Genomic DNA, 26378 nt, shown 5'->3' with positions numbered 1-26378 from the left:
CAGGTAAGAGACATCACGCATGGTACAACAGCGCGCGCCGCTGTGCAGCGGCGCGAAACAATACGCGACAAATCAGGTCAGCAGCAAGGCCGTCAGCGCCACCCGCCAGCCCTCCACAATGGACGTGCGGTTCAGGTCCGGACGCTGTATGCCGCGGATCGACAGGCCATGGAACATCGACACCATGGTGTCGATACGACCGTCAAGCAAGGCGTCGTCGACGGCCAGCCCGCGCCGTTCGCGCTCGCGTTTGATGATCGGACGGAAGCGGTTGCTGACCTTGTAGTCGGCGGTGCGCAAGGCCTCGGCGATCTTCGGATTGCGCGCGGCTTCGGCAAACATCTCCAGCGGCAAGTCGATTTTCTTACCGTCCAGGTGTTTGTCGACGTGCAGCGGCGCGTCGTCGATCATTGCCTGCAGCGGATCGTCGCGGCTATCCAGCTCGCCCAGCTGCATCAGCACATCCTCCGCATGCAGGTCGACGAAGGCCATGATGATGGCGTCCTTGCTGTCGAAGTAGTTGTAGATGTGACCTGCGCTCATGCCGGCCTCTTTCGAGATCTCCGACATGCTGGCGGCATGAAAGCCGCTACGGGCGAAACACACGGCGGCCGCCTGCAATACCTGATTGCGGCGGTTCTGCGCGCGTTCCGGGTCGGTGCGTCGTTTGACCGGGGCGTTCATTGCTGTCCTTGGTTATATGCCTGGGGCGAATGTCTGTAATATAGGACGGCGGGCGCGCCATGGCGCCCGCCGTGAGGGGATCAGCCTTGCGGCTGCGGTTGCGACTGTTGCTGCGGCAACTCCGGCTGCCAGCCACCGCCGAGCACCTTGTACAAGGTGACGGCGTTGCTGGTCTTGGCCAGACGCGTGGTGATCAGGCCCTGTTGCGCCGAATAGAGCGCACGTTGCGACACCAGCGCGTTCAGGTACGTATCCGCTCCCTGGCGATAGCGCGCCTCGTTGATGGTGTAGCTCTTCTGCGCCGCGTTCACCAACGCGGTCTGCGACGACAGGCGCTCGTCCAGCGTGCCGCGCGTGGCCAATGCGTCGGCCACTTCGCGGAACGCGGTCTGCACCGACTTCTCGTACTGCGCCACCGAGATGTCACGCGATGTCTTGGCGATATCCAGATTGGCGCGATTGACGCCGGCGTCGAAAATCGGCAGGTTAATCTGCGGCACGAAGCTCCAGGTCGATGAGCCGGCCTTGAACAAACCGGACAAGGTGCTGCTGGCGCTGCCGCCGGACGCGGTCAGCGAAATGCTCGGGAAGAAGGCGGCCCGCGCCACGCCGATATTGGCGTTGGCGGCGCGCAGCGCGCGCTCGGCTTCCTGCACGTCCGGACGAGCGCGCAGCAGGTCCGACGGCAGGCCGGCCGGAATCGCCGCCAGTTGCGTCACCTCTTCCAGCTCGCCGGTCGGCAGCAGCTCGGCCGGCACGGCGCTGCCCACCAGCAGCGTCAGCGCGTTCAGGTCCAGCGCCACTTGCGCGGTGTAGACGGCGGCGTCGTTGCGCGCGCTTTCCACGCTGGTTTGCGCGTCGTACATATCGGTGCCGGCCACCACGCCCGAAGCGAAGCGCTTCTGGCTCAGGTCATAGGTGGTCTGCTGCGATTTCAGCGTTTCCTGCGCCAGCTTCAGGCGCTGCTGGTCGGCGATCAGTGTCGAATACGCGTTGGCCACTTCCGCCACCAGCGTGATCTGCTGCGTGCGGCGCGCTTCCTCGGTGGCCAGATAACTTTGCAGGCCGGCCTCCGACTGGTTGCGCAGCTTGCCGAAGAAGTCCAGCTCATACGAGGACATCGCCAGGCCGCCGTTGTACTGGCGGCTGATGGCCGCCTCGCCGGTACCGGTCATGGTGGACGGCGTGCGCGAGGCGTTCTGGTTCACATTGGCCGACAGTTTCGGCAGCAGCGCCGCCGAGTCGATGTTGTACTGCGCCTTGGCCTTCTCGATATTCAGCACCGACACGCGCAGGTCGCGGTTGTTGGCCAGCGCCAGCTCGATCACCTGGCGCAGCTTGGCGTCGGCGAAATATTCGCGCCACAGGATCTGCGACACCGGCTTGGCGTCGGCCGCCGCCGCCGGCACGCCCTGGTAGGCGTCGCCGGTCGGGAAAGCCTGCGGCACCGGTTGCGCCGGACGTTCATACACCGGCGCCAGGCTGCAGCCGGCCAACAACGCCAGCGCCGCCATCGTGATTAAAGATTTTTTCATATTAATGCACCTCTACAGCGGTTGCCGGCGCGGCCGGCTTCTTCGGCGCGAAGTAGCCACGCACCAGCACAAAGAACAGCGGCACGAAGAAGATGCCCAGGAAGGTCGCGGTCAGCATCCCGCCCAGCACGCCGATACCGATGGCGTTCTGGCTGCCGGAGCCGGCGCCGCTGCTGATCGCCAGCGGCAGCACGCCGAGGCCGAAGGCGATCGAGGTCATCAGGATCGGCCGCAGACGCAGTTTGACCGCGTGCAGCGTGGCCTGCTTCAGGTCCTCGCCCTTGTCCTGCAGTTCCTTCGCGAACTCGACGATCAGAATCGCATTCTTCGCCGACAAACCGACCACGGTCAGCAGGCCGACCTGGAAGTAGACGTCGTTCGACAGCTTGAACAGCATGGTGCCCAGCACCGCGCCGATCACCCCCAGCGGCACCACCAGCAGCACCGAGAACGGCACCGACCAGCTTTCATACAGCGCGGCCAGGCACAGGAACACGATCAACAGCGAGATCGCGTACAGCACCGTGGTCTGCGAACCGGAGTCGCGCTCCTCGACCGACAAACCGGTCCACTCGTAGCCGACACCGGCCGGCAGTTTCTGCGCCAGCTTCTCGATTTCGGCCATCGCGGCGCCCGAGCTCTGGCCCGGCGCGGGCGCGCCCAGGATCTCGGTCGACGACAGGCCGTTGTAGCGTTCCAGGCGCGGCGAGGCGTAGATCCACTTGCCGCTAGAGAAGGCCGAGAATGGCACCATCTGGCCGTCGGCGTTACGCACGAACCACTTGTTCAGGTCTTCCGGCGTCATGCGGGCTTCCGCCGCGCCTTGCAGGTATACCTTCTTCACGCGGCCACGGTCGATGAAGTCGTTGACGTAGGCGCTGCCCCAGGCGGTGCTCAGCACCTTGTTCACATCGTCCACCGTCAGGCCCAACGCGATGGCCTTCTGCTGGTCGACGGTGATCTTGTACTGCGGCGTATCTTCCATGCCGTTCGGACGCACGCCAACCAGCACCTTGCTCTGCGAGGCCATGCCCAGCATCTGGTTACGCGCCGCCATCAGCGCCTCGTGACCGACGCCACCGATATCCTGCAGCTGCAAGTCGAAGCCGCTGGCGTTACCCAGTTCCAGCACCGCTGGCGGGGCGAAGGCGAACACCATCGCGTCCTTGATCTGCATCAGCGCGCCCATCGCGCGGCCGGCGATCGCGCTGACGCGATTGTCCTTGCCCGGACGCTCGGACCAATCCTTCATGCGCACGAAGGCGATGCCGCTGTTCTGGCCATTGCCCGCGAAGCTGAAACCGGCCACCGCGAACACCGAGGCGACGTTGTTCTTCTCGTTGGTCAGGAAGTGGTTCTCGACCTTCTCGATCACCTTCAGCGTGCGCTCCTGCGTCGCGCCGGTCGGCAGCTGGATCTGCGAGAACAGCACGCCCTGGTCTTCTTCCGGCAGGAAGGAGGTCGGCAGGCGCATGAAGGACACGGCCAGCACCACCAGGATGGCGGTATAGACGATCAGCGAACGGCCGCTGCGATTCAGGATCGATGCGACCACGCCCTGATAGCGGGTACTGCTGCGGTCAAAGGTGCGGTTGAACCAGCCGAAGAAACCCTTGTCGGCCATGTGATGGCCCTTCTCCACCGGCTTGAGGATGGTCGCGCACAGCGCCGGCGTGAAGATCATCGCCACCAGCACCGACAGCACCATCGCCGACACGATCGTCACCGAGAACTGGCGGTAGATCACGCCGGTCGAACCGCTGAAGAAGGCCATCGGCACGAACACCGCCGACAGCACCAGCGCGATGCCCACCAGCGCGCCACTGATCTGGCCCATCGACTTGCGGGTGGCCTCCAGCGGCGACAACCCTTCCTCGCTCATGATACGTTCAACGTTTTCCACCACCACGATCGCATCGTCGACCAGCAGGCCGATCGCCAGCACCACCGCGAACATGGTCAGCGTATTGATCGAGTATCCCAGCGCCGACAGAATGGCGAAGGTCCCCAGCAGCACCACCGGCACCGCCATGGTCGGAATCAGCGTGGCGCGGAAGTTTTGCAGGAACAGGTACATCACCAGGAACACCAGGATCACCGCCTCGACCAGGGTCTTTACCACTTCCTCGATCGACAGCTTGACGAACGGCGTGGTGTCGAACGCCACCACCGCCTTCATCCCATGCGGGAAGCGTTTTTCCAGCTCCGCCACTTTGGCCTTGACCAGGTTGGCGGTGTCCAGCGCGTTGGCGCCGGTGGCCAGTTTGATCGCCACGCCGGAGGCGGGCTTGCCGTTGTAGCGGGCGACGATGTTGTACGTCTCGCGGCCCAGCTCCAGGCGGGCGACGTCGCGCAGGTGCACGGTGGCGCCGTTGGTGGCGGTCTTGAGCAGGATGGCGCCGAATTGTTCCGGCGTCTGCAGGCGGCTTTGCGCGGTGACGGTGGCGTTGAGCTGCTGGCCGCCGACGGCTGGCAGGCCGCCCAGTTCACCGGCCGATACCTCGGCATTCTGCGCGCTGACGGCGACCGACACGTCGGCGGGCGTCAACTGGTAGCTTTGCAGCTTGGCCGCGTCCAGCCAGATGCGCATGGCGTACTGCGAACCGAAGTTGGTCACATCGCCCACGCCTTCCACGCGCGAGATCGGATCGAGCACATTGGCGGTGACGTAGTCGCCGATGTCGGCGTTGTTCATCGAACCATCTTCGGACACAAAGCCCAGCACCAGCAGGAAGTTCTTGGTGGCTTTGGCGACCACCAGGCCTTGCTGCTGTACCGCAGCAGGCAGCAGCGGCGTGGCCAGTTGCAGCTTGTTCTGCACCTGCACCTGCGCGATGTCCGGATTGGTGCCGCTCTTGAAGGTCAGCGTGATGTTGACGCCACCGGTGGAGTCCGACGACGACGACATGTAACGCAGACCGTCGATCCCCTTCATCTTTTGTTCGATGATCTGGGTGACGGCGTCTTCCACGGTTTTGGCCGAGGCGCCCGGATAGGTGCCGGTGATCGAAATCGACGGCGGCGCGATGCTTGGATACTGCGATATCGGCAGGCCGAGAATCGCCATCACGCCACCCAGCATGATGACAATCGCGACCACCCACGCAAAAATCGGGCGATCAATAAAGAAACGGGACATGAGCTATCTCCTTACTTCGCGCTCTTGGCGTTGGCCGGCGCGGCGCCGCCGGCGGCAACGGCGGCGGGAGCGGCGGCTGGTTTAGCCGGCGCGCCCGGTTTCACTTTTTGCAGGCCCTCGATGATCAGCAGGTCGCCCTCGGCCAGGCCGGATTTGACCAGCCACTTGTCGCCCAGCGTGCTACCGGTGACCAGCGTGCGCTGCTCAACCTTGCCTTCCTTGTTGATCACCATGGCGGTCGCTTCACCTTTCGGGTTGCGGGTCACGCCCTGCTGCGGCACGGCGATGGCTTTTTCATCGACGCCCGATTCCACCACCGCGCGCACGAACATGCCCGGCAGCAGATCGTGCTTGGGATTCGGGAACAGCGCGCGCAGCGTCACATTGCCGGTGCCCTGATCGACCGTGACGTCGGAGAACTGCAGCTTGCCCGCTTCGGCGTACTTGCTGCCGTCCGACAGCAGCAGCGTCACTTTGGCCTGGCCGTCTTTTTTCAGGCCGCCGCTTTCCACTTCACGCTTCAGGCGCAGCATGTCTTCGCTGCTCTGGGTGACATCGACATAAATCGGGTCCAGCTGCTGCACGGTGGTCAGCGCGGTGGCCTGATTGGCGGTGACCAGCGCGCCCGGCGTCACGCTCGAACGGCCGATGCGGCCGCTGATCGGCGCATCGACGTGGGTGTAGTTGACATTGATCTTGGCTTGTTCCAGCGCGGCGGCGGCCGATTCCACGTCGGCCTTGGCCTGCTCGTGGGCGGCGACGGCGTCGTCGTACTCCTGCTTGCTCACGCCCTCGATGGCCACCAACTCTTTGTAACGCTGCACTTTCGGCGCGGCGGTCAGCAGGTTGGCCTGGGCCTTGGCCAGCGCGGCCTTGGCGGAGTTGTAGGTCGCCTGATAGGTGGCGGGATCGATCTGGTACAAGGGCACGCCGGCTTTGACGTCGGCGCCCTCGACAAACAGGCGTTTCTGAATCAGACCGCTGACCTGCGGGCGCACTTCAGCGACTTGATAAGCGCTGGTGCGGCCCGGCAGTTCGGTCGTGATGTGCAGCGGCGCTTGCGCCACCTTGAAAACGCCCACTTCCGCCACCTGCTGTGGGTGAGGTGCTTCGGTCGTGGACTTGGAGCAGCCGGCCAGAACGGCCAGCGCGGAGACGATGGCTGCGGCGCCTGCGGTGCGCAGCAGCGGTTTGGGGCAGAAAAAGGCTTCCATTAGTGTGAGCTTTCTGAAGAAAAATTGTGCATGATCGTAGAATGAACGATCATTCTAATTAAGTCAAGCTGCTTTTTATTCCATGCGGCAACATTAAGGACGGTTTAAGCAGGAAATCCAGCAGCGCGCGCGCCACTGGCGGTTTCAGGTAGCATGGTCCAGGTCAATTTTTCGTCTGGACCATGCCCATGCAAGCACAAAACAGCCTGACGCATAACTTTCTATCGACCGGCGTGCCCGGCCTGGACGAGGTGCTGGCCGGCGGCCTGACGCGCGACCGGCTGTATCTGGTCGAGGGCGAGCCCGGCACCGGCAAGACCACGCTGGCGCTGCAGTTTCTCAACGAAGGGGTGCGTCGCGGCGAACCCGCGCTGTACGTCACGCTGGCCGAGACCGCCGTCGAGCTGCGCAGCGTGGCGCAGTCGCACGGCTGGGACATCGGCGGCATGCACATCGAAGAAATCATCCCCGACGAAAAGGCGCTCGATCCGGACCAGCAATACACCATCTTCCATCCGTCTGAAATCGAGCTGGGCATCACCACCCAGCGCATTCTGGCGGCCGTCGACCAGCACCAGCCGCGCCGGGTGGTGCTCGATTCGCTGTCGGAGCTGCAACTGCTGGCCGGCAGTCCGCTGCGCTACCGGCGCCAGGTGCTGGCGCTCAAGCAGTACCTGAGCAGCCGCCAGTGCACCACGCTGCTGCTCGACGACCGCTCCGCCCTGGCCACCGACCTGCAGGTGCGCAGCGTGGCGCACGCGGTGCTGACGCTGGAGCTGGCCGACCAGAACTACGGCGCCGAGCGGCGCCGCCTGCGCGTGGTCAAGTACCGCGGCATCGCCTTTCGCGGTGGCGCCCACGACTATACAATCGTCGAGGGCGGGCTGCGGATTTATCCGCGGCTGGTGGCGGCCGACTCGCGCGAGAGCGGCGTGCAGCGCCAGCTCTCCAGCGGCCTGCCGCAGCTGGACGCGCTGATCGGCGGCGGCCTGGAAGAAGGCATGAGCACGCTGATCACCGGCCCGTCCGGCACCGGCAAGTCGTCGCTGGCGGCGCAGTTCGTGCATGCCGCCACGCTGCGCGGCGAGCGCTGCGCCATGTTCCTGTTCGAGGAAGCGCGCAACAATATGCTTAACCGCTGCGCCAACCTGGGCATGGACCTGCGCGGCGCCATCGCGCAGCAACGGCTCTCGGTGCAGCAGGTCGATCCGGCCGAGCTGTCGCCGGGCGAATTCACCAGCGCCGTCATGCAGGCGGTGGAGCAAGGCGCGCGGGTGGTGGTCATCGACAGCCTGAACGGCTACCTGCACGCCGTGCCGGACGAGCGCTTCCTGATTATCTACCTGCACGAGCTGCTGACCTACCTCGGCCAGCGCGGCGTGGTCAGCCTGATCGTCGGGGTGCAGACCGGCATGCTGGGCGCCGGCATGGGCAACGCTGTCGACGCCAGCTACCTGGCCGACAACATCATCCTGCTGCGCTACTTCGAGGCCGCCGGCGAGGTGCGCCAGGCGATCTCGGTGATCAAAAAGCGCGGCAGCAGCCATGAGCGCACGCTGCGCCGCTTCGAGGTTGGCCCCGGCGGCCTGCGGGTTGGGCCAGTGCTCAACGATTTCCACGGTGTCCTGACCGGCGTGCCGTCCTACCACGGCGGCGGCGACATGCCGGGCCGGTGAGCGGCATGGAGACGCGCATCCTGATCTACGCCCCCACCGGCCAGGACGCTCCGCTGGCGGCCAGGGTGCTGGCCACGGCCGCCATCGACAGCCACGTCTGCGCCACGCTGCGCGAGCTGGCGCACGAACTGGCGCAAGGCGCCGGCGCCGTGCTGACAGTGGAGGAGGCGCTGGCGCCGGGCGGCTTGCAATTGCTGCGCGAGGGTGTCGCCCGCCAGCCCGACTGGTCGGACCTGCCCATCATCCTGCTGACGCGCGGCGGCGCCGATTCGCCGGTGGTGCGTCAGGCGATGACCGGCCTGGGCAACCTGAGCCTGATGGAGCGGCCGGTGCGCACGCTGCCGCTGATCACCGCGCTGCACGCCGCACTGCGCGCGCGCAACAAGCAATACCAGATGCGCGAGGCGAGCCGGCGCAAGGATGAATTTCTCGCCAGCCTCGGGCACGAGCTGCGCAATCCGCTGGCGCCGATCCGCACCGCGGTCTCGCTGCTGACGCAGCTCTATCCGGCCGCAGAGCCGGTGGCGCGCATCCGCGACATGGTCGAGCGCCAGGTGCGGCTGCTGACGCGGCTGGTCGACGACCTGCTGGACGTGGCGCGCATCACCAGCGGCAAGATCACGCTGCAACGGCAGACGGCGTCGCTGACGGCGTTGATGAACCACGTCGGCGAGCTGTGCCAGCACGCCGCCGACGCCAAGCACATCGAGATTGCCTGGCAGTTGCCGCCGCACGACCTCCCGCTGCGGGTCGACTACACGCGGGTGGTGCAGATCTGCGCCAACATCCTGTCCAACGCGGTCAAGTTCACCCCGCCAGGCGGGCATGTGGCGGTGCGCGCCGGCGTCGACGACGGCGGCCTGCTGGTGACGATCCGTGACGACGGCATCGGTCTGGACGCCGAGACCATTCCGCGCATCTTCCAGATGTTCGAGCAAAGCAAAACCGTCAAGGGCCAGTTTTCCAGCGGTCTCGGCATTGGCCTGAGCCTGGCGCGCCAGTTCGCCGAAATGCACGGCGGCACGGTGGACGCTTACAGCGAAGGCCCCGGCAAGGGCACGGAGTTCGTGATCCGCCTGCCGGTGCTGGACGAGGGCGAGGACGGCCGGCGCGACGCCGCGCCGCCGGCGTCACCGGCCGACGCGAACGGCCAGCCGCTGCAAGTGCTGGTGGTGGACGACAACCGCGACGCCGCCGATTCGCTGACCGCGCTGCTGGAACTAGACGGCTTCGACGTGCGCACCGCCTACGACGGTCTGGCCGCCATCGCCGCCGTCGAGCAGCGGGCGCCGGACATGATCATCATGGACCTCGGCATGCCAGGGATGGACGGCTACGAAACCGCGCGCGCCATCCGCCAACAAGCCGGCGCCGAGCGCATCCTGATGTTGGCCCTGACCGGCTGGGGCCAGAGCGACGCGCGCCGCCGCACGCTGGAAGCCGGCTTCGACCATCACCTGGTCAAGCCGGTGGAGCTGGAACAGATCGTCCGCCTGGCCGGCGCCCGCTAGCGGCCTATTTCCAGTCGCCGCGCAGCGCCGCCACGCGCTGTTTCAAATCTTCCGGCGTGACATCCGGCGGCGCCACCGGCACGCCCACCGCCAGCGACAGGCGCGAGCGCAGCCCGCTGCGGAAGGCACGGCCGAACACGTTCTCGTGATTGCGGCTCAGCAGATGGCCCCACAGGCCGCGCAGCGCCATCGGAATCACCGGCACCTGGGTGCGCTCGACGATCTTGGCGACGCCGCCCTTGAAGTCGTTGATGTCGCCGCTGCGCGTCAGCTGCCCTTCCGGGAAGATGCACACCAGATCGCCCTCGTGCAGCGCCTGGGCGATGTCGACGTAGGCCTTCTCCATCAGCCACGGGTCTTCCTTGGCCGGCGCGATCGGAATCGCGCGCGCGGTGCGGAAGATCCAGCCCAGCAGCGGCAGCTTGAAGATGCGGTGGTCCATGACGAAGCGGATCGGCCGCGGCGCCACCGCGCCGATGACGATGGCGTCGACATAGCTGACGTGGTTGCACACCAGCACCGCCGCGCCTTCCGCCGGAAGACGTTCGGCATCGACCGTGTCGACCCGGTGGATGGTGTGGATCAGCAGCCAGGCCAGGAAGCGCATCAGGAATTCCGGCACCAGCGAGAAGATGTAGAGCGCCACCACCGCGTTCAGCAGCGCGGTCACCAGGAACAGCTCGGGGATGGTCAGGCCCTGGCCCAGCAGCACGATCGCCAGGCCGGCCGCCGCCACCATGAACAGCGCGTTCAGGATATTCATGCCGGCGATGGTGCGCGAGATGTGGGCCGGATCGCAGCGCGTCTGGATCAGCGCGAACAGCGGCACGATGAAGAAGCCGCCGAACATGCCGATCATCAGCACATCGAACAGGATGCGCCACATGCCGTGCTGGGCCAGCAGCGCGAAGGCGTCCAGGTGGGCGCCGGCCAGCGCCGCGCCGCTGTAGGCCAGGCTGGCGAAATACAGGTCGATGCCGAAGAGGGTCAGGCCGATCGAGCCGAACGGCACCAGGCCGATCTCCACCTTGCGGCCGGACAGGCGCTCGCACAGCAGCGAGCCGCTGCCCACGCCCAGCGAAAAGATGGTCAGCAGCAGCACGAAGGCGCTGTGATCGCCGTGCAGATAGTCCTTGGCGTAGACCGGGAACTGCGCCAGGATCAGCGCGCCGTAGAACCAGAACCACGAGTTGCCCAGCATCGACAGGAACACCGTGCGGTTCTTGCGCGAGTAGTTGATGTTGCGCACCGATTCGCCGATGAAGTTCCAGCTGATCTTCAGCTCCGGCGCCGGCGCCGGCGACTGCGGAATGCGGTAGGCCGCCACCAGGCCCATGCCGGCGACCAGGATGGTGGCGGCCGCTTCCAGCCACAGGCCGTGCGGCTGCTGCACCACCAGCACCGCGCCCAGCACCTCGCCCATCAGGATGCCGACAAAGGTGCCCATCTCGGTGACGCCGTTGCCGCCGATCAGTTCTTCCGGCTTCAGCTGCTGCGGCAGGTAGGCGTATTTGACCGGACCGAACAAGGTGGAGTGGATGCCCATGCCCACCACCGCCGCGATCAGCAGCCACAGATGATGCGTAACCCAGCCGATGCCGGCGAGCGACATGATGGCCAGTTCCAGCCACTTGACGAAGCGCGTCAGGCCGGCTTTCTCGAACTTGTCGGCCAACTGGCCGGCGGTGGCGGAGAACAGCACATAGGGCAGGATGAACAGGCCGGGAATCAGGTTGGTCACCAGCGACGGCGACATCGTGGTCCAGCTCAGCGCGTCGAAGGTGATGATCACCACCAGCGCCGTCTTGAACAGATTGTCGTTGAACGCGCCGAGGAACTGGGTCCAGAAGAACGGCGCGAAACGGCGTTGCTTAAGCAGGGAAAACTGATTGGGCTGGCGCATGAGGAACGTATCCGTTCAGGAAAGATTAAACGGATTATAACCTCACGGCCAGCGCCGCCCAGCATGCAAAAAAGTAATTAAATGCGCAACATCAACTGCTCGCCGGCGCGCCGCGCAGCGACCAGACGCTGTGCGGATCGCCGTGGCGGCCACGGTGCAGCACGGCGCCGGCCATCTTCCAGAACGCGGCGGCGAACAGCAGCGCGATCACCGCCACGCCGGCGACGATGAAATCGCCCCGCAGCAGCGCCAGCAGCGGATTGAGGCCGGTGTTCCACCAGTGCGCCAATGGCACGGCCAGCGTCAGCGCCGCGCACAGCGTCAGCAGCTCGTTGGCGGCGCGCGCCGGCGGACGGGCGAATGCCCACAGCACGCAGCCGAAGAACACCGCGTAATAACTGCGCGCCTCCCACAGCGGCAACTGGCCCGGCGGCCCCAGCTTGTTCGCCAGGAACACCGCCGACACGCCGGCCACGCAGCCGAGGCAGACACCCAGCGTCGCCTGCGCCATCAGCTTGCCGCTGCGTGGCTGCGCCAGCTTCTGCCGCTTGCGCCGGGCCTCGATCCACAGCAGATTGCCGCTGTAGAACAGGAAGGCGCCGCCGATGCCGAGGATGAAATACATCCAGCGCACCGCGATCTCGCCGAAGGAGCCGAAGTGCAGTCCCTGCAAGCTGCGCAGGAAGCGCGTGCCGGGGCTGAAGTTCTCCGGCATCATCACCCGCGTCACCTTGCCGCTGCTGGCGTTCAGCACCACCGCCCCCATGTCGGCCACCGCTTTCTGCTGAACCACGCCATACACCAGCGCCTGCGCATTAGCATCGCCCGCATGGCGGTAAGCAATGGTGGCGACCTCGATGCCCGGCACCGCGCGCCGCACCTCGGCGATCAACTGCGAGGCCGGCGTCAGCGGCGCCGCCACGCCGGCCGCCTTGACCGGCGCGGCGGCGCTGATGTCCGCCCCCACCAGTTGCAGCAGCTTGCCGTCGAACACCAGGTACTGGAACGGCGCCAGCAACATCAGCCCCAGCGCCAGCACCGCGCTGCTCCACGCATACATCAGGTGGAACGGCAGCGACAGAATGCCGATGACGTTGTGCGCGTCCTGCCACATGCGCTTGATGTTCTTGCCGATGCGCAGCGCGAACAAGTCCTTGAAGAAGGTCGGCGCGTAGATGATCACGCCGCTGACCAGCGCCATCCCGTACAGCACGCACACCACGCCCAGCACGTAAATGCCCCAGCTGCGCGGCAGCCCGGCGGTGTAATGCAGGCGGTAGATGAATTCCGACAGTTGCGAGCGCTCCTGGAATTCCTCCAGCCTGCCGTGGTCGTCGAGGCGGAAATGGCGCGCATCAAACTCCAGCGCCATTTGCGGCGCGAACGCCGATGGCAGGCGCACGAAGAAATCATCCTTCGCCTGCGGATGCGCGCGCAGCACCGCGTCGATCAGCGCCTGCGGCTCCTGCGGTGGCGCCGCCACCTGCGGCAGCGGCGTCTCCCACGCGTGCAACTCCTCATGGAACAGCGTCACCGCGCCGGCATAAAAAGCGATGAACAGGCCGAAGCCCGCGATCAGCCCGACCCAGGTGTGCACCGCGATAAAGGTGCGCAAGGTGGCGGCCTTCATGCCCCCACCCTGAGCAGGCCGCTGGCCTTCAGAAAGTGCAGCGCGGTGTAGCCGGCCAGCGTCAGCCCACCCATCCACAGCCAGGCGCGGGCGCCGGTCTTGAACAGGAAGGCACACGTCATCGCCACAATCCAGACCAGAAAGAACACCAGCAGCCATGGCAGCGTGGTGGTGACCTGGTCGCGGCTCAGCAGCGCCGCCACGCCGGTGACCAGCACCGCCAGCGGCATGCCGAGGAACACGGCGGCGGTCGATTTACCCCACATGGCGCGCTCCCTTCTTGCGCCACGCGTTCAGATACGGCAGCGCCACCAGCATGGCCATGAAGCCGGTCAGCGCGATGCTGGCGCCGGCCCAGAAACCATATGCCTCGACCGCGCTGGCGACCGAACCCACCGCCAGCGGCACCGCCAGCCAGCGCAAAAAGGCCTGGCGCTTGAGCGCCGCCGGCCATAGCGACTGGTGCGGCGACGCCAGGTACAGGCACAGCGCGGCCATCGCCGCCACGCCGATGCAAATCCAGTTCATCTCATCCTCCTTACAGTGCACCCTGCAGACCGAAACCGAACTGTCGCTCATTACCCAGCGCGACCGCATAGCGGCCGGTCACGGTGTCGAGTTTATTGTTGATGATGTAGGTCCGGTTGGTCAAATTACTGCCATAGGCGAACAGCGTCACGCCGTTTCGCAGCTTGTAAGTCAGCTTGCCGCCAAGCGTCGTGTGGCCGTCGTTGCGGTCGGTGTTTTCAGGGCCGATGTAGGTGCCGGTGGCGTGCTGCAAATTCATGTTCAGCATCCAGCTGCCAGGCGTCCAGCTGAAGCCCACCGACTGCGTCTGCCGGGGGGAGCGCGCGAACTCATGGCCGCTGTAATCGCCGCTCGGCGAATCGAAGTCGATGAATTTGGTGCGCGCCAGCCCCATCGCGCCGAACAGTTCCAGGTTGCGCGCCACGCGGCCGCGCACTTCCGCCTCCAGCCCTTGCAAACGCGAGCTGCCGGCGTTGACGAACCACTGGTCCAGCAGGTTGCGGCCGATATTGACCTGCTGGTCGGTCCAGTTGACGCGATAGGCGTTGACCGACACCACCAGTCCGTTCTCCAGCGCGCCTTTCAGCGAAGCCTCGTAGTTCTTGGTGTATTCCGGGCCGTAGGCTTTGGAACCGCGCTGGTAGCTGTAATCGACGCCACCGGTGCGGTAGCCGCGCTGCGCGGTCAGGCCGGCCACCCACTCCGGCGACAAGGCATAGCGCACGCCCAGCTTGGGCAGCCACACCGCGTTGTCGGTGCCCAGGTCCTGCGTGCCATCCGGCGAGAAGGCGCCGCCGCGGATCAGCTGCGTGTAGACCTGCCGCGCCAGCGCCGAGGTGCCGTCGGTGGCCGTCGACAGGATGCGGCTCTGGCGCTCGCCGTCGTAGCGCATGCCGGCGGTCAGCGTCAGCTGGTCGATCGCATAATCGAATTCGCCGTAGACAGCGCGTGTCTTGCTCGCATTGTCCTGCACCTGGCGGCGGCTGATGAATTCCGCGCTGTAAGCGGCGTCGCACACGGCCTGCACGCGGCACTGGCCGATCATTCCCAGCACGTAGGACACCGGCACCACGAACTTGTCGTCGCCCGCATAGTACTGCCGCGAGTAGTACAGGCCCGCCACACCTTTCAGTTGATGGCCGAACAGCCGCGTGTCGAAGTTGGCGCGCGCCTCCTGCGCCCATTGACGGTCGATGTTTTCACCATTGCGCACGCCTTGGTTCAGCTCCGTGCCATCGTAGTCGGCCACGCGCGCGTAGCGGTTGTGCGAATAGGTGGTCAGCAGCGTGATGTCGGCGCCCAGCGCGCGGAAGGTCTGTTCCAGCGCGGCGGAACGGGTGCGGTTTTCCACCTCGCGCGGCTCATTGGAAAAATTCAGGCGGGCGGCGGCCGGCGTCTTCACCGCCTCCACCGTGTTGTAGCCCAACCGCTGCTTGTCGTCCACCAGCGTGATCAGCGCCTGATACCGGTCCCCCCATGGCGTGATGCGCAGCTTGCCGCGCAGCGTGTGGCCATCGTCATGATTGGCGCGCCGGTCGTCGCGGGTGACGTTGTACACGTCGCCGTCGCGGCGGCGCTGTTCCAGTGTCACACGGCCCGCCAGCACCTGCTCGACGATGGCGCCACCGCCGGCCAGCGCCACCTGATGCGCATGCTCGTTGCCGGCGCTGACGCGATAGCTGAAGTCGCGCACATCCTGCGGGTCGCGCGTGCGCAGCACCACCGCGCCGGCCAGCGAATTGCGTCCCTGATTGGTCGATTGCGGGCCGCGCAGCACTTCCACACGGTCGGCATCCCACACGCTCAAGCCGGAGATGGTCTGGCCAAAGCCGTCCTGCGGCACGCCGTCCACCACCACCGTGATGGTCTTGCCGCCGCCACCGGTCGGACCGGAGGACTGCACGCCGCGAATCGACAGGTTTTCGGCGGTGCCAACGTTGGCCATCTGCGAAATCACCTCTTCCACCGTGTTCATGCCGGATTCGTCGATCTGGCGGCGGTTGCGCGCACCGACGCTGGCGCTGCTGTCGATTTCCGCGCGTTTCAGCTTGTCGCCGCTAATGATCACCTGCTCCACCGGTTCTTCGGCGTGTACCGCCCAGCAGGCCATGACACCTGCCAGCGCCGCCGCCATCACTTTGATGCGCATCGTTCTCTTTCCCCATTTATATTTTTAAAACGCAAATAGTAAATGAGAATCGTTTACATTAAAAGGGATTTATTAAAGCGGTATCACAATGGCGATGCGCGTGCCCGCCGCCAGGCCGGTGTCGATAGCGATGCTGCCGTTGAGCGCATACACCCGCTCGCGCATGCCCACCAGCCCGATGCCGGCCGACGCCTGCGCCGGATCGAAGCCCCTGCCGTTATCGGCGATCTGCATGCGCAACGCGTCCGCCTCCCGCGCCAGCGTCACGGTCGCCTGGCTCGCGCGGGCGTGCTTGACCACGTTGGACAAGGCTTCCTGCACGATCCGATACGCGGAGATGGCAATATTTTTTTCCACCCCAGAGAAGTCACCGCGCGCCCGCAGGTCGAAGCGGCAGCCGCCGCGCGCGTTGTCATAGTGACGCGCCATCTCCTCCACCGCCCCATCCAGCCCCAGCATATCGAGCACTTCCGGCCGCAAACGGCGCACCAGCGATCGGCCGCTGTTGTACAGGCCGAGCGCCAGCCTGATGATCGATTGCGCCTTGTCGCGCGTCTCGCCCTCCGGGCTCAGATCGGCGATGCGCTGCGCTTCCAGCCGGACCGCGATCAGCGTGGCGTTGAGTTCATCGTGGATTTCCAGCGCAATGCTCTGACGCTCGTCCTCCACCGCCGTGTTGACCTTGCGGATCAGGCGGCGCTTCTCGTCGTCCGCCTCGCGCAGCGCGCGCATCGACGCCTGCAACGACGCGTCCAGCCCCTTGGCCAGTTGCCACGCCAACAGCGCACACGCCAGCAGGCCAAGGCTGCCGACCGCCAGCTCGACATAGAAGCGGCGCGTCTGCTTCAGCAGCAGCGCCGACGGCGACATCGTCACCCGCACATAGCCGACCGTTTCCACCGTGACGCCACTGGCGCCGGCCGGCCGATCCTTCTGATAGGGCTTGCCGTCCGGCGCCAGCATCGACACCCACATCAGACGCTTGCGGATCGGCGCCTCGTCGTAGCGCAGCTCGGCCGCGCTGGCGCCCGCGCGCGCGGCGGCATGCACCAGCGTGCGCCGCTGCCCATCCAGCACGTCGATGCGGTAGATGCTGGGATCGGTGCGCAGCAGGCCGTTGAGGGTCAGCCTGAGATCATCGTAACGGCGCGACACCACGCTGAATTCGCTGCTGTCGGCCAGCACCTGGGCCACCAGCGGGCCGCGCTCGGCCATCTCCTCGCGCACCTCGGCGAGGCGCGACTGATAGGCGTACCAGACAAAGGTGCAGAACAGATAAGCCAGCGGAATCGCGGTCATCGCCAGCAGCCGCGCGCGCACGCGCCACTGGCGCCAGGGCGTCCAGCGCATCAGGGCTCAATCAGGCCGTGCTTGACCGCCAGCCGCGTGATGTAGGCCGGACGATGCACGCCCAGCTTTTCCTTCACCGCCTGGCTGATGTTGCTGATGGTCTTGGTCGAGACGTCCAGCTTCTCGGCGATTTCGGCATTGGTCAGGCCCTCCGCCATCAGCGTGAAAATTTCCAGCGCGCGCTCGTCCAGCTGCGACTGCGGCGACAGGTCGCCGCGCACCGACAGGTTGGCCAGCCGCTCGGCGATGTGCGGCAGGAAGTACAGCGCACCGTCATGCGCGCGCCGCACCGCCGCCGCCAGATCGGCCGGATCGCAATCCTTGGTCATGAAGGCGCGACCGCCCAGGCGGTAGGTTTCCTTGATCAGGCTGTCCTGATCGAACTGGCTGAGAAAGACGATGGCGGCGCTCGGATGCCGGGCCAGGATCTGCTTGGCCACGTCCAGCCCGGTCAACTGCTCGCCGAAGCGGATGTCCAGCACGCACACATCCGGCTTCAGCCGCTGGTATTGCGCCAGCGCCTCCTCCGGCGTGCGCGCCTGCGCCACCACGTCCAGCCCCTGCCCTTCCAGCGACATGGCAAACCCGGTCATCACGATCGGGTGGTCGTCCGCCAGCATCACGCGTATTTTCTTCATTTTGCTACCTGTAGGCACTTGATGATGGAAGCATAACATAAAAATTGTGCTTTTATTTTGCCATTCAATCGCATATTATTATTCTAATGCATAGCAATTTAAACCACCACCAAGGAGCAAACATGAGTCCAAAGAAGAATCTGACCGGCATCACCACGGTCGTCTTGTTGCACGCCGTGCTGCTCGCGGCCTTCCTGCACGGATCGAAGCTGACGGTGTTCAAATCCGCGCCGCCGGTGGTGGACCTGATACCCAACGTCGAAGCACCGAAGCCGAAGGAGCGTGAACCGGAAGTGCAGGAACCGCCGCTGGCGCGGCCGGAAATCTACGTGCCCAAGCTGTTGACCGACATCCCGCTGGAACCGGCACCAACGGTGACGGCGCGCGTGGCGCCGGACCATCCGCCGGCGCAGCCTCCCGCCGGCGGCGTGGCCGAACCCGGCGCGAAAACACAAGTGGTGAAAGCGGCGCCGGTGATCACCGCCGCCGTGGTGGACGCCCAGGCCTGCAACAAGCCCGACTATCCGAAGAACGCGCTGCGCAACGGCGACACCGGCACCGTCATGCTGGCCTTCCTGATTGGCACGGACGGGAAAGTGGCCGACGCGCGCGTCGAAAAATCCAGCGGCTTCCGGGAACTGGACCGCGCCGCTCAGGCGGGCCTCAGCCTGTGCAAATTCAAACCGGGCACGGTGGATGGCGTGCCGCAGCCATCATGGACCAAAATGCAATACATCTGGAGCCTGGACTAATCCGAAAGCACGGTCGTTCCGGCGCAAGCCGGAACCCATGCTGACGCCGCAAAGCGGGCGCCCTATTCCAGCGTTATCAGCTCCAGCGCCGGCGCCCGATCCAGCGGCAGCTCGCTGCACAGCGCCACCGACAGTTCGGCATGCGGCAGCGACCAGCAATGCCCACCCGCCGCCACACCCAGCTTGAAGCTGGCCTCCTTCTCGCTCCACAGCCGGTAGAAGCCTTCCACCCGCTCCGGCTCCGGCAAGGTTTGCAGCCGCGCCCATTGCGCCATTTCGGCGCTGTCGAAGGCCTGCGCCGCCAGCGCATGCAAATCGCGGGACGCATCCTTCATCTCGATATCCAGCCCCAGCGCCGTCTGCGCGCTGACCGCGCACGCCACCCAGCGGCCGCTATGGGCGATGCTGAAGCCGGTCGTCTCCCCCTTGCGCACCGGCGCCACCAGACGCGGCGCCTTGCCGACCTGCTCTTCCAGACGAATCTCCTGCGGCGTCACCGCCAGCAGACGGCCCAGCGCCATGCGCAGCAGCACCCGGCCGATGATGAACTGGCGCTGGCGCTGGGCACGGACGAAGCGCTGATGACGCGCCATCTCGCCCGGCGACAGCCAGCCGCGCCAGCGTTGCAGCGCGGCCTCCGTCACCACATCGGCGTCCACCATCCACAAAGAAGCCTTCGTCATCTTTCAATATTGCCAGAATCAAAAGGCCATTATAAACGAGGGCCGCCGGCCTTGCCGGAGGCTAGAACACCCAGAGCTTCTCCTTCGGCAGCTCCAGCCAGTAACGGCCAGCATCGAGCCGGTACTTGGAGTAGGCGCGCAAGGTGGTGCCGCTGGCTTCATCCTTGAACAGGCATTCGAAGCGGTCGCCGAGGTACATGCAGGTCAGCAGCGGCAGCGCGATCGCGTTGTCCACTTGCGTGGCGCTGACCTTCACCTCTTCGACCCGGATGACGGTGGTGCCGTCGCCGCCGCCGGCGCCACGTGCGGTGGCCTGCAGTCGCGCGCCGTTGATCTCCAGCTGCACCTGGGCGCCATCGCGCTGCACCACGCGCGCCGGCAGCCGGTTGTTACTACCCATGAACTCCGCCGTGAACAGCGTGTCCGGCGTTTCGTACATGCTTTGCGGCGAACCTTGCTGTTCGATCTTGCCGTTATTGAGCAGCAGGATGCGGTCCGAGATCGCCATCGCCTCGGCCTGGTCGTGGGTGACCATCAGCGCCGACAGTCCCAGGCGCACAATCAGCTCGCGCAGGAAGGCGCGCGCTTCCTCGCGCAGCTTGGCGTCCAGGTTGGACAGCGGTTCGTCCAGCAAAATCACCGGCGGGTTGTAGACCAGCGCCCGCGCGATCGCCACGCGTTGCTGCTGGCCGCCCGACAGCTGGTGCGGATAGCGCTCGGCCAGATGGCCCAGGCCGAGGTTTTTCAACACGTCGGCGACCTTGTCCTTGATGTCGCTGGCGCTCAGCTTGCGCAGCTTGAGGCCATAGGCCACGTTCTCGAACACGGTCTTGTGCGGCCACAGCGCGTAGGACTGGAACACCAGGCCCAGGTTGCGGCTTTCGGCCGGCATCTCGAAGCCCTTGGCGCCGTCGTACACGGTGCGCGTGCCGATCGAGATGGTGCCGGCTTTCGGGCTTTCCAGCCCGGCCACCGCGCGCAGCAGCGTGGTCTTGCCGCTGCCCGACGGGCCCAGCAGCGCCACCACTTCGCCTTTTTGCAGGTGCATCGACACCCCCTTCAGAATCGGGTTGGCGCTGGCGCCGCTGCCGTAGTCCAGATGCAGCTCGTTGACAGTCAGTTCGTTGGTCATGATGTCTCGTTTCATAATAGTTTTCTTAGTTGTGCAGCTTGACGCCGAAACGCAGCGCGACCCCGAGGCCGATCGCCACCAGCGCGATGTTGATGAACGATAGCGCCGCCACCAGGTCGGTGGAGCCGCCCGCCCACAGCGACACCAGCAACGCGCCTATGACCTCGGTGCCCGGCGACAGCAGGTACACGCCGGTCGAATATTCGCGTTCAAAGATCAGGAACACCATCAGCCACGCGCCCAGCAGGCCGTATTTGATCAGCGGGACGGTGACGTCGCGCGTGACCTTGCCACGGGTGGCGCCGACCGCGCGCGCCGCCTCCTCCAGCTCCGGACCGACTTGCAGCAGCGCGGTCGAAATCAGCCGCATGCCATAGGCCAGCCACACCACCGAATACGCCAGCCACAGGGCGAAGATGGTCGAGCGCAGCGAACGCAGCACCGGTATCGCCTGTTCGCTGAGCCACAGCGCCACGCCGTTATCCATGCCCTTCAACATGCCATCGAGCCAGCTCGGGACAAACAGGAACACCCACAGGAAGGACAGGCCGGCCAGCAGGCCCGGCACGGCGCGCGGCACCAGCACGCTGTAGTCGAGGAAGCGGGTGATCATGTCCGGCTTGCGGTGCATGGCCAGCGCGATGGCGCAGTAGCAGATCACCGCGGCGGCGCCGCCGATCACACCGATCAGCACCGTGTTCAAGATGCCGCGCATCAGCGACGGCTGCTCGATGATTTCGCGGAAGTGCTGCAGCGTCAGCACGTCGGCCAGGCGCACGCCCTCGCCCCAGTACTGGACGAAGGAGCGCAGCACGATGCCCGACAGCGGCATGATGATGGTGAACATCAGCCAGCCGAAGATCAGCGCGAACGCCAGCCACTTCCAGCGGCCCAGCGGCATCGCCTTGGAACGCGCGCCCTTGCCCTTGATCGAGACGAACTTGTTGGCCGACTTGAGCAGCCAGCGCTGCACCATCACCAGCGGCATGGTCACCATCACCAGGCAGACCGCGACGGCGGCCATCAGGTGATACGACGGCGTGCCCAGCTTGTTGGTCAGCTTGTACAGATAGGTGGCCAGCACCATGTGGCCTTCCGGATCGCCCAACACCAGCACCAGGCCGAACACCTCGAAGCCGAGGAAGAACACCAGCACGCCGGCATAGGCCAGCGCCGGCGTGATCATCGGCAGCGAGACGTTGAACATCACCTGCAGCGGCGAGGCGCCGGCCACCCGCGCCGCCTCCTCCACATCCGAGCCGAGGCTCTTCAGCGCCGACGAGGCGTACAGGTAGACGTGCGGCACGTGGGTCAGACCGGCGATCACCACGATACTGGTGAAGGAATAGATATTCCACGGGATGAAGCCCAGCAGGTCTTTGGCCCACAGCGAGTAGAAGCCCACCGGTCCCATCGACACCACGTAACCGAAGCCCATCACCATCGGCGAGACGAAGATCGGCACCAGCAGCAGCGGCGCGATGAAGCCCTTGCCCGGCAGGTCGGTGCGGATCATCAGGAAGGCCAGCATGCCGCCCAGCGGCACGGCGATCAGCGCCAGGCCGGCGGCCAGCCAGAGGGCGTTCCTGAACGAGGACGCGAAGTCCGGATCTTCAAAGATGAAGCGGTAGGCGTCCAGGCCCAGCTCCCTGGCCGGCATGAAGAACGGCGCGTTCAGGAAGCTTTGATAGAAAATCAGGAACAGCGGCAGGAAGATAACGCTGGCGGCCAGCGTCACCACCACGCCGCGCGGCCAGTTGAGCCCCGGCCGGCTGGAATGAGTGAGTGTTTGCATGGTGGTGGCCTCTTACTTCTTACCTGCGGTTTCTTTCCACTGCTTGAGGAAGACCATGCGCTTGGCAGGCTCCAGGTACTGCAGCAGCACAGGATGGACCGGCACCGGCTTGACGTTGTCCTTGCCGATCAACTTGAGCAGGTCGGCCGAGGTGGTCTCGCCGCTGACGTCGGCGCGGATCGCGAACAGCTTGGAGTCGTTGGCGATGACGGTCTGGCCGCGATGCGACAGCATGTAGTCCAGCCACAGCTTGGCGGCGTTGACGTTCTTGGCGCCCTTGTTGATGAACACCACCCGCGACATCACCAGCGTGTAGTCCTTGGGCAGCACCACGCCGATCGACGGATCGGACTTGGCGCGCACCAGCGCGTAGGAGCCCATCACGTTGTAGCCGATCAGGTTCTCGCCCGACGAGATACGTTCCAGCATGGTGCCGGTGGACGACTGCACGCGCACCCTGGCCACGCCGAAGGCGTTTTCCATGTCCAGGAATTTCGGATTATGGCTCGCGTCCTGGCTCATGAACATGAAGCCGACGCCGGATTTCTCGATGTCGTAGGTGGTGACTTTGTCCTTGAACTTGGGCTGCTGTATCAGCTTGGTGAAGTCGGCGTGCGTCTGCGGCACTTCCTTGGCGTCGACCAGGCGCTTGTTGTAGACGATGGCGGCCGGCTCGAACGTGGTGCCGTAGGCCTTGTCGTCCCACACCGCCCAGCCAGGAATCTTGGCCGCTTCCGCCGATTTGTATTTCAGCGCGTAGCCGTCCGAGGCCAGGCGTATCTGCAGGTCCATGGCGGACGACCACATGACGTCGGCGGTATTGCCGCCTGCCGCCGCCTCCGAGATGAAGCGGTTATACACCTCGGTCGAATTCATGTCGTTGTATTCAACCGTGATGCCGGGATAGAGGGCGCTGAAATCCTTGATCAGCGGCTGCGTGGCCTTGCTGTCGGTGGCGCCATAGACCACCAGCTTGCCCTCTTTTTTGGCGGAGTCAATGATCTTCTGATAGTCGGCCGGATAGCCCGCGGGCACCTGCGCCAGGGCGGAACCGGCGAAAAATGCGCATGCGGCGGCCATAGTTGTCTTCAACTTCATTGTAGTCTCCATTAGATATTAGTTTTAACTCAGCGCACCAGTCCCAGGTCGGCGGCACGCCTGCCGTAGTCGTCCACGGCTTTCTTGACATAGGCCGCCAGCGCATCGCCGGTCAGCCCGAAAGGACGCAAGCCTGACGCGGCCCGCATCTGCGCAAACTGCGGGCTGGCCAGCACGCGGTCGAAGTACGAGACCCATTGCCGGTACTCCGCGTCCGATACATGAGGCCCCATCCACACGCCGCGGATGATCGGCCACACCACATCGACACCCTGCTCGCGCGCGGTCGGCACATCGGCCAGCACGCCGTCGAGGCGCTGCTCGGACAGCACCGCCAGCACGCGCGTGTTGCCGCCTCCCGAATACAGCACCGCCTCGCTGGCGTCGCCCGACACCACCTGCACATAGTTCGCGTGCATGGCGGTGAAGGCTTCTCCGCCACCTTCCAGCGCGACGAACCGCAGCGCCCGCGGATCGATGCCGGCGCTTTTCGCCAGCAACGCCATCTTGACCCAGTCCTGGCTGCCGATGGTGCCGGAGACGCCGATCAGCACCTTCTTCGGATTGGCCTGCAATGCCGCCACCAGGTCGCGCAGCGTCTTGTAGGGCGAATCGGCGCGCACCGCGATCATGCCGTAGTCAGCGCCCAGCGCCGCCACCCAGCGCACGTCCGACGATTTCACTTTACCGAACTTGCCCTCCGCCAGATTGAGCAGCGAGCCGCCGGAAAACGTCACCAGCGTATTCGGTTCGGTACGGCGCCCCGACACCAGCGAATGCCAGGCCACCGCGCCGATACCGCCCGGCAGATAGCTGATACGCATATCGGACGGCGGCGGGTTGGGCGTGTCGCGCAGGCCGTACAAGCCTTTCTGCGCCAACTTGCAAGTCAGGTCCATTGCGCCGCCCGGCTTGGACGGCACGATGCACTCCACCCCCGCCGCCTGCGCCGCCACGCCGAAGCACAGCGCGCAGAGGCATGCCAGCCAGATTGGCATCAGAAGCGGTGTTGCATGCCGACGGTGAGGCCGCGCTGACTGTTGGCGTAGCCGGCATCATCGCGCGACAGGCCGGTAAACTGGCCGTTCTTCGCTTTGGCGTAGGCCGCCGTCACGTGCAGGTCGGTGCGTTTGGACAGCGCGTAGCGGTAGCGCGCCACGTACATGGTCGGATCGGCGTCCTTGCCGGCGGCGACGTTCTTGACGTTGACGTGATAGACCGCACCGGTCAGCGTGGTGGCGCCGGTTTTGTAGGCGACGCCGGCCCAGGTGGTGGTGGCGTCGACATCGGCGGTCAGCGCCTTGCCGGCCACCAGCTTGTAGTCGCGCAGCACGGCCCACAGCTTGAACGGGCCGGTCTCGTAGTTGGCGCCGATGTGCCACACGGTGTTGCGATCACGGTTGCCGGTGGCGGCCACGGTATTGCCGTTGTTACGCTCCCAGGTCGCCATCAGGTTGGCGCCGCCGATCTTATAACCGGTGGTGAAGCCCATCTTGGCGCTGTCCTGCACCCCGGTGGTCTGCTCGCCGGCGGCGTAGTTGGCGCCGAACTTCCAGTCGCCAAAGGTGCCGGAATATTTGATGATGTTGTCGTACTGAGTGGTGAAGCCGTACTTGCTCGGGCCGGTGGCCGGGCCGGAGGTGGCCCACGAGTAGTTCGGCGCGAAGCCCATCGGATCGAAGGCGATCACCGTGTCGTAGGTGCTGGTGAAGGAGCGTCCAACTATCACACGGCCGAAGGCGCCTTCCAGGCCGACGTTGGCCTGGCGCTTGAACAGCGCGCCGTCCTGGGCGCCGGTGTCCATCAGGATGCCGCCTTCGAGGTTGAAGACCGCTTTCAGGCCGCCGCCCAGATCCTCGCTGCCGCGCAGGCCCCAGCGCGAGGTGTTCATGCCACCGGAGATCACGCGCGTCACACCGCTGCCGCCCGGCGTCTGGTTGTTGACGTTTTCCATGCCGACGTCGAGCAGGCCGTACACCTGCACATTGGATTGAGCGTAAGCGCTACCGGCGGCGGCGCACAGCGCCAGGACCGCGAGGGTCAACGGGGATTGCTTCATGAATTGTCTCCGAATTTTAATTTTCATATATCTGATCTTGGCGACCAGGCTTCCACTATAGGAGCAGCAATCTTTCAATTGCCTTTCAATGTCGCCAGATTTCCACAATCGCCGCAGGGACTTCCCTTTTAGCCGGCGGCGGCCCATGATGCTGCCCTCAACCCTGCACTTATTTGACCAAACTGGCAAGTTCTCATGCGCATACTGTTAGTTGAAGACCACACTGAGTTGCAGCACTGGCTGGCCAAGGCGCTGCGCGACGCCCATTTGACGGTGGAATGCGCCGACAACGGCGCCGACGCCGACGCCCTGCTGCACACCCAGGACTATGCGCTGGTGATACTCGATCTCACCTTGCCGCGCATGGACGGGCTGGAGGTGCTCAAGCGCCTGCGCGCGCGCGGCGGCGCGCGCGCCAAAACGCCGGTGCTGATCCTGACGGCGCGCGGCGGCCTGGAAGACCGCGTGCAGGGCCTGAACATGGGCGCCGACGATTACCTGGCCAAGCCGTTCGAGCTGGCGGAGCTGGAGGCGCGGGTCAAGGCGCTGCTGCGCCGCAGTGTCGGCAACGAGGTGCTGGTGCATCAATGCGGCGCGCTCAGTTTCGACACCATCACCCGCATGTTCAGCTACGGCGGCGCGCCGCTGGCGCTGACGCCGCGCGAACACGCGGTGCTGGAGACGCTGATCACGCGCAGCGGCCGCGCGGTGCCGAAGGAGAAGCTGTTCGACGAAGTGTTCTCGCTGGGCGACGACGCCGGCCTGGACGCCATCGACCTGTACATCCACCGCGTGCGCAAAAAGCTCGATATGCCCGGCGCCGACGCCGCCGTCATCACCACGCTGCGCGGCATCGGCTATCTGCTGCAGCCGCGCGCCGCCACCGGCGCGCCGGCCTGACC

The 26378-nt window shown here is 65.4% G+C and carries 21 protein-coding genes; 4 read left to right on the top strand and 17 right to left on the bottom strand.

Annotated features, from left to right (window positions below; genetic code table 11):
• Positions 1 to 72 precede the first annotated feature (72 nt).
• The 4 genes from GTP44_RS10155 to GTP44_RS10140 form a co-directional block, all read right to left on the bottom strand.
• Positions 73 to 684 (bottom strand): TetR/AcrR family transcriptional regulator, encoded by a 612-nt coding sequence (locus tag GTP44_RS10155; protein ID WP_160991613.1) that lies wholly within the window; start codon positions 682 to 684, stop codon positions 73 to 75.
• Positions 685 to 764: 80 nt separating this feature from the next.
• Positions 765 to 2219, bottom strand: a complete 1455-nt coding sequence (gene adeC / locus GTP44_RS10150; RefSeq protein ID WP_161019334.1) for an AdeC/AdeK/OprM family multidrug efflux complex outer membrane factor — start codon at positions 2217 to 2219, stop codon at positions 765 to 767.
• A gap of 1 nt (position 2220) precedes the next feature.
• Positions 2221 to 5358, bottom strand: coding sequence for an efflux RND transporter permease subunit (locus GTP44_RS10145; protein ID WP_161019333.1), 3138 nt, complete (start codon positions 5356 to 5358; stop codon positions 2221 to 2223).
• A gap of 11 nt (positions 5359 to 5369) precedes the next feature.
• Entirely contained in the window at positions 5370 to 6572 is a 1203-nt protein-coding gene (locus tag GTP44_RS10140; protein WP_160991610.1) for an efflux RND transporter periplasmic adaptor subunit, read from the bottom strand.
• A 188-nt stretch (positions 6573 to 6760) separates the two neighbouring features.
• On the opposite strand from GTP44_RS10140, the gene GTP44_RS10135 reads away from it, so the two are divergent.
• Together GTP44_RS10135 and GTP44_RS10130 are read left to right on the top strand one after the other, a co-directional pair.
• Positions 6761 to 8248: an ATPase domain-containing protein gene (locus GTP44_RS10135; RefSeq protein ID WP_161019332.1), complete on the top strand. Its 1488-nt coding sequence runs from the start codon at positions 6761 to 6763 to the stop codon at positions 8246 to 8248.
• Positions 8249 to 8253: 5 nt separating this feature from the next.
• Positions 8254 to 9759: an ATP-binding protein gene (locus tag GTP44_RS10130; RefSeq protein ID WP_161019331.1), complete on the top strand. Its 1506-nt coding sequence runs from the start codon at positions 8254 to 8256 to the stop codon at positions 9757 to 9759.
• Between the two features lie 4 nt (positions 9760 to 9763).
• Here GTP44_RS10130 and GTP44_RS10125 read toward each other — a convergent pair whose 3' ends face one another.
• The 7 genes from GTP44_RS10125 to GTP44_RS10095 form a co-directional block, all read right to left on the bottom strand.
• On the bottom strand, positions 9764 to 11662 hold the full coding sequence (locus tag GTP44_RS10125; protein ID WP_161019330.1) for an MFS transporter: 1899 nt from the start codon (positions 11660 to 11662) through the stop codon (positions 9764 to 9766).
• Between the two features lie 91 nt (positions 11663 to 11753).
• The gene (locus GTP44_RS10120) at positions 11754 to 13292 is read right to left on the bottom strand and encodes a PepSY-associated TM helix domain-containing protein (protein WP_161019329.1); all 1539 of its coding nucleotides are present in this window, start codon (positions 13290 to 13292) and stop codon (positions 11754 to 11756) included.
• Positions 13289 to 13558 (bottom strand): hypothetical protein, encoded by a 270-nt coding sequence (locus GTP44_RS10115; protein ID WP_161019328.1) that lies wholly within the window; start codon positions 13556 to 13558, stop codon positions 13289 to 13291. The genes GTP44_RS10120 and GTP44_RS10115 overlap by 4 nt, the downstream gene beginning before the upstream one ends.
• Positions 13548 to 13820, bottom strand: coding sequence for a hypothetical protein (locus GTP44_RS10110; RefSeq protein ID WP_161019327.1), 273 nt, complete (start codon positions 13818 to 13820; stop codon positions 13548 to 13550). Before GTP44_RS10110 ends, GTP44_RS10115 begins: the two co-directional genes overlap by 11 nt.
• Positions 13821 to 13830: 10 nt before the next feature.
• On the bottom strand, positions 13831 to 15969 hold the full coding sequence (locus tag GTP44_RS10105; RefSeq protein ID WP_161019326.1) for a TonB-dependent receptor: 2139 nt from the start codon (positions 15967 to 15969) through the stop codon (positions 13831 to 13833).
• Positions 15970 to 16041: 72 nt separating this feature from the next.
• On the bottom strand, positions 16042 to 17319 hold the full coding sequence (locus tag GTP44_RS10100; RefSeq protein WP_161019325.1) for a sensor histidine kinase: 1278 nt from the start codon (positions 17317 to 17319) through the stop codon (positions 16042 to 16044).
• Positions 17319 to 17957, bottom strand: a complete 639-nt coding sequence (locus tag GTP44_RS10095) for a response regulator transcription factor (protein ID WP_161019324.1) — start codon at positions 17955 to 17957, stop codon at positions 17319 to 17321. The genes GTP44_RS10100 and GTP44_RS10095 overlap by 1 nt, the downstream gene beginning before the upstream one ends.
• 122 nt (positions 17958 to 18079) lie before the next feature.
• On the opposite strand from GTP44_RS10095, the gene GTP44_RS10090 reads away from it, so the two are divergent.
• Positions 18080 to 18709: an energy transducer TonB gene (locus GTP44_RS10090; protein WP_161019323.1), complete on the top strand. Its 630-nt coding sequence runs from the start codon at positions 18080 to 18082 to the stop codon at positions 18707 to 18709.
• 62 nt (positions 18710 to 18771) lie between these two features.
• Here the strand turns inward: GTP44_RS10090 and GTP44_RS10085 are convergent, their stop codons facing one another.
• The 6 genes from GTP44_RS10085 to GTP44_RS10060 all read right to left on the bottom strand — a co-directional run bounded on the left by GTP44_RS10085 (position 18772) and on the right by GTP44_RS10060 (position 25476).
• Positions 18772 to 19392 carry a 4'-phosphopantetheinyl transferase family protein gene (locus GTP44_RS10085; RefSeq protein ID WP_161019322.1) on the bottom strand — a complete coding sequence of 207 codons (621 nt, stop codon included), beginning with the start codon at positions 19390 to 19392 and terminating at the stop codon, positions 18772 to 18774.
• A gap of 61 nt (positions 19393 to 19453) precedes the next feature.
• Complete coding sequence (locus tag GTP44_RS10080; RefSeq protein WP_229256862.1) at positions 19454 to 20539, bottom strand: ABC transporter ATP-binding protein; 1086 nt, start codon at positions 20537 to 20539, stop codon at positions 19454 to 19456.
• 10 nt (positions 20540 to 20549) lie between these two features.
• Entirely contained in the window at positions 20550 to 22319 is a 1770-nt protein-coding gene (locus tag GTP44_RS10075; protein ID WP_161019321.1) for an ABC transporter permease, read from the bottom strand.
• Positions 22320 to 22331: 12 nt separating this feature from the next.
• Positions 22332 to 23417 (bottom strand): ABC transporter substrate-binding protein, encoded by a 1086-nt coding sequence (locus GTP44_RS10070; protein ID WP_161019320.1) that lies wholly within the window; start codon positions 23415 to 23417, stop codon positions 22332 to 22334.
• Between the two features lie 29 nt (positions 23418 to 23446).
• Positions 23447 to 24415 carry a Bug family tripartite tricarboxylate transporter substrate binding protein gene (locus GTP44_RS10065; protein ID WP_160991596.1) on the bottom strand — a complete coding sequence of 323 codons (969 nt, stop codon included), beginning with the start codon at positions 24413 to 24415 and terminating at the stop codon, positions 23447 to 23449.
• Entirely contained in the window at positions 24415 to 25476 is a 1062-nt protein-coding gene (locus GTP44_RS10060) for a porin (RefSeq protein ID WP_161019319.1), read from the bottom strand. The genes GTP44_RS10065 and GTP44_RS10060 overlap by 1 nt, the downstream gene beginning before the upstream one ends.
• A gap of 195 nt (positions 25477 to 25671) precedes the next feature.
• Between GTP44_RS10060 and GTP44_RS10055 the strand changes: the two genes are divergently transcribed.
• Positions 25672 to 26376: a response regulator gene (locus GTP44_RS10055; RefSeq protein ID WP_161019318.1), complete on the top strand. Its 705-nt coding sequence runs from the start codon at positions 25672 to 25674 to the stop codon at positions 26374 to 26376.
• Positions 26377 to 26378: the final 2 nt, after the last annotated feature.

Origin of the sequence: Duganella lactea (assembly GCF_009857505.1) — a bacterium.
Taxonomy (GTDB): Bacteria; Pseudomonadota; Gammaproteobacteria; order Burkholderiales; family Burkholderiaceae_D; genus Rugamonas; species Rugamonas lactea.
This window is presented reverse-complemented; position numbering and strand designations above follow the sequence as displayed.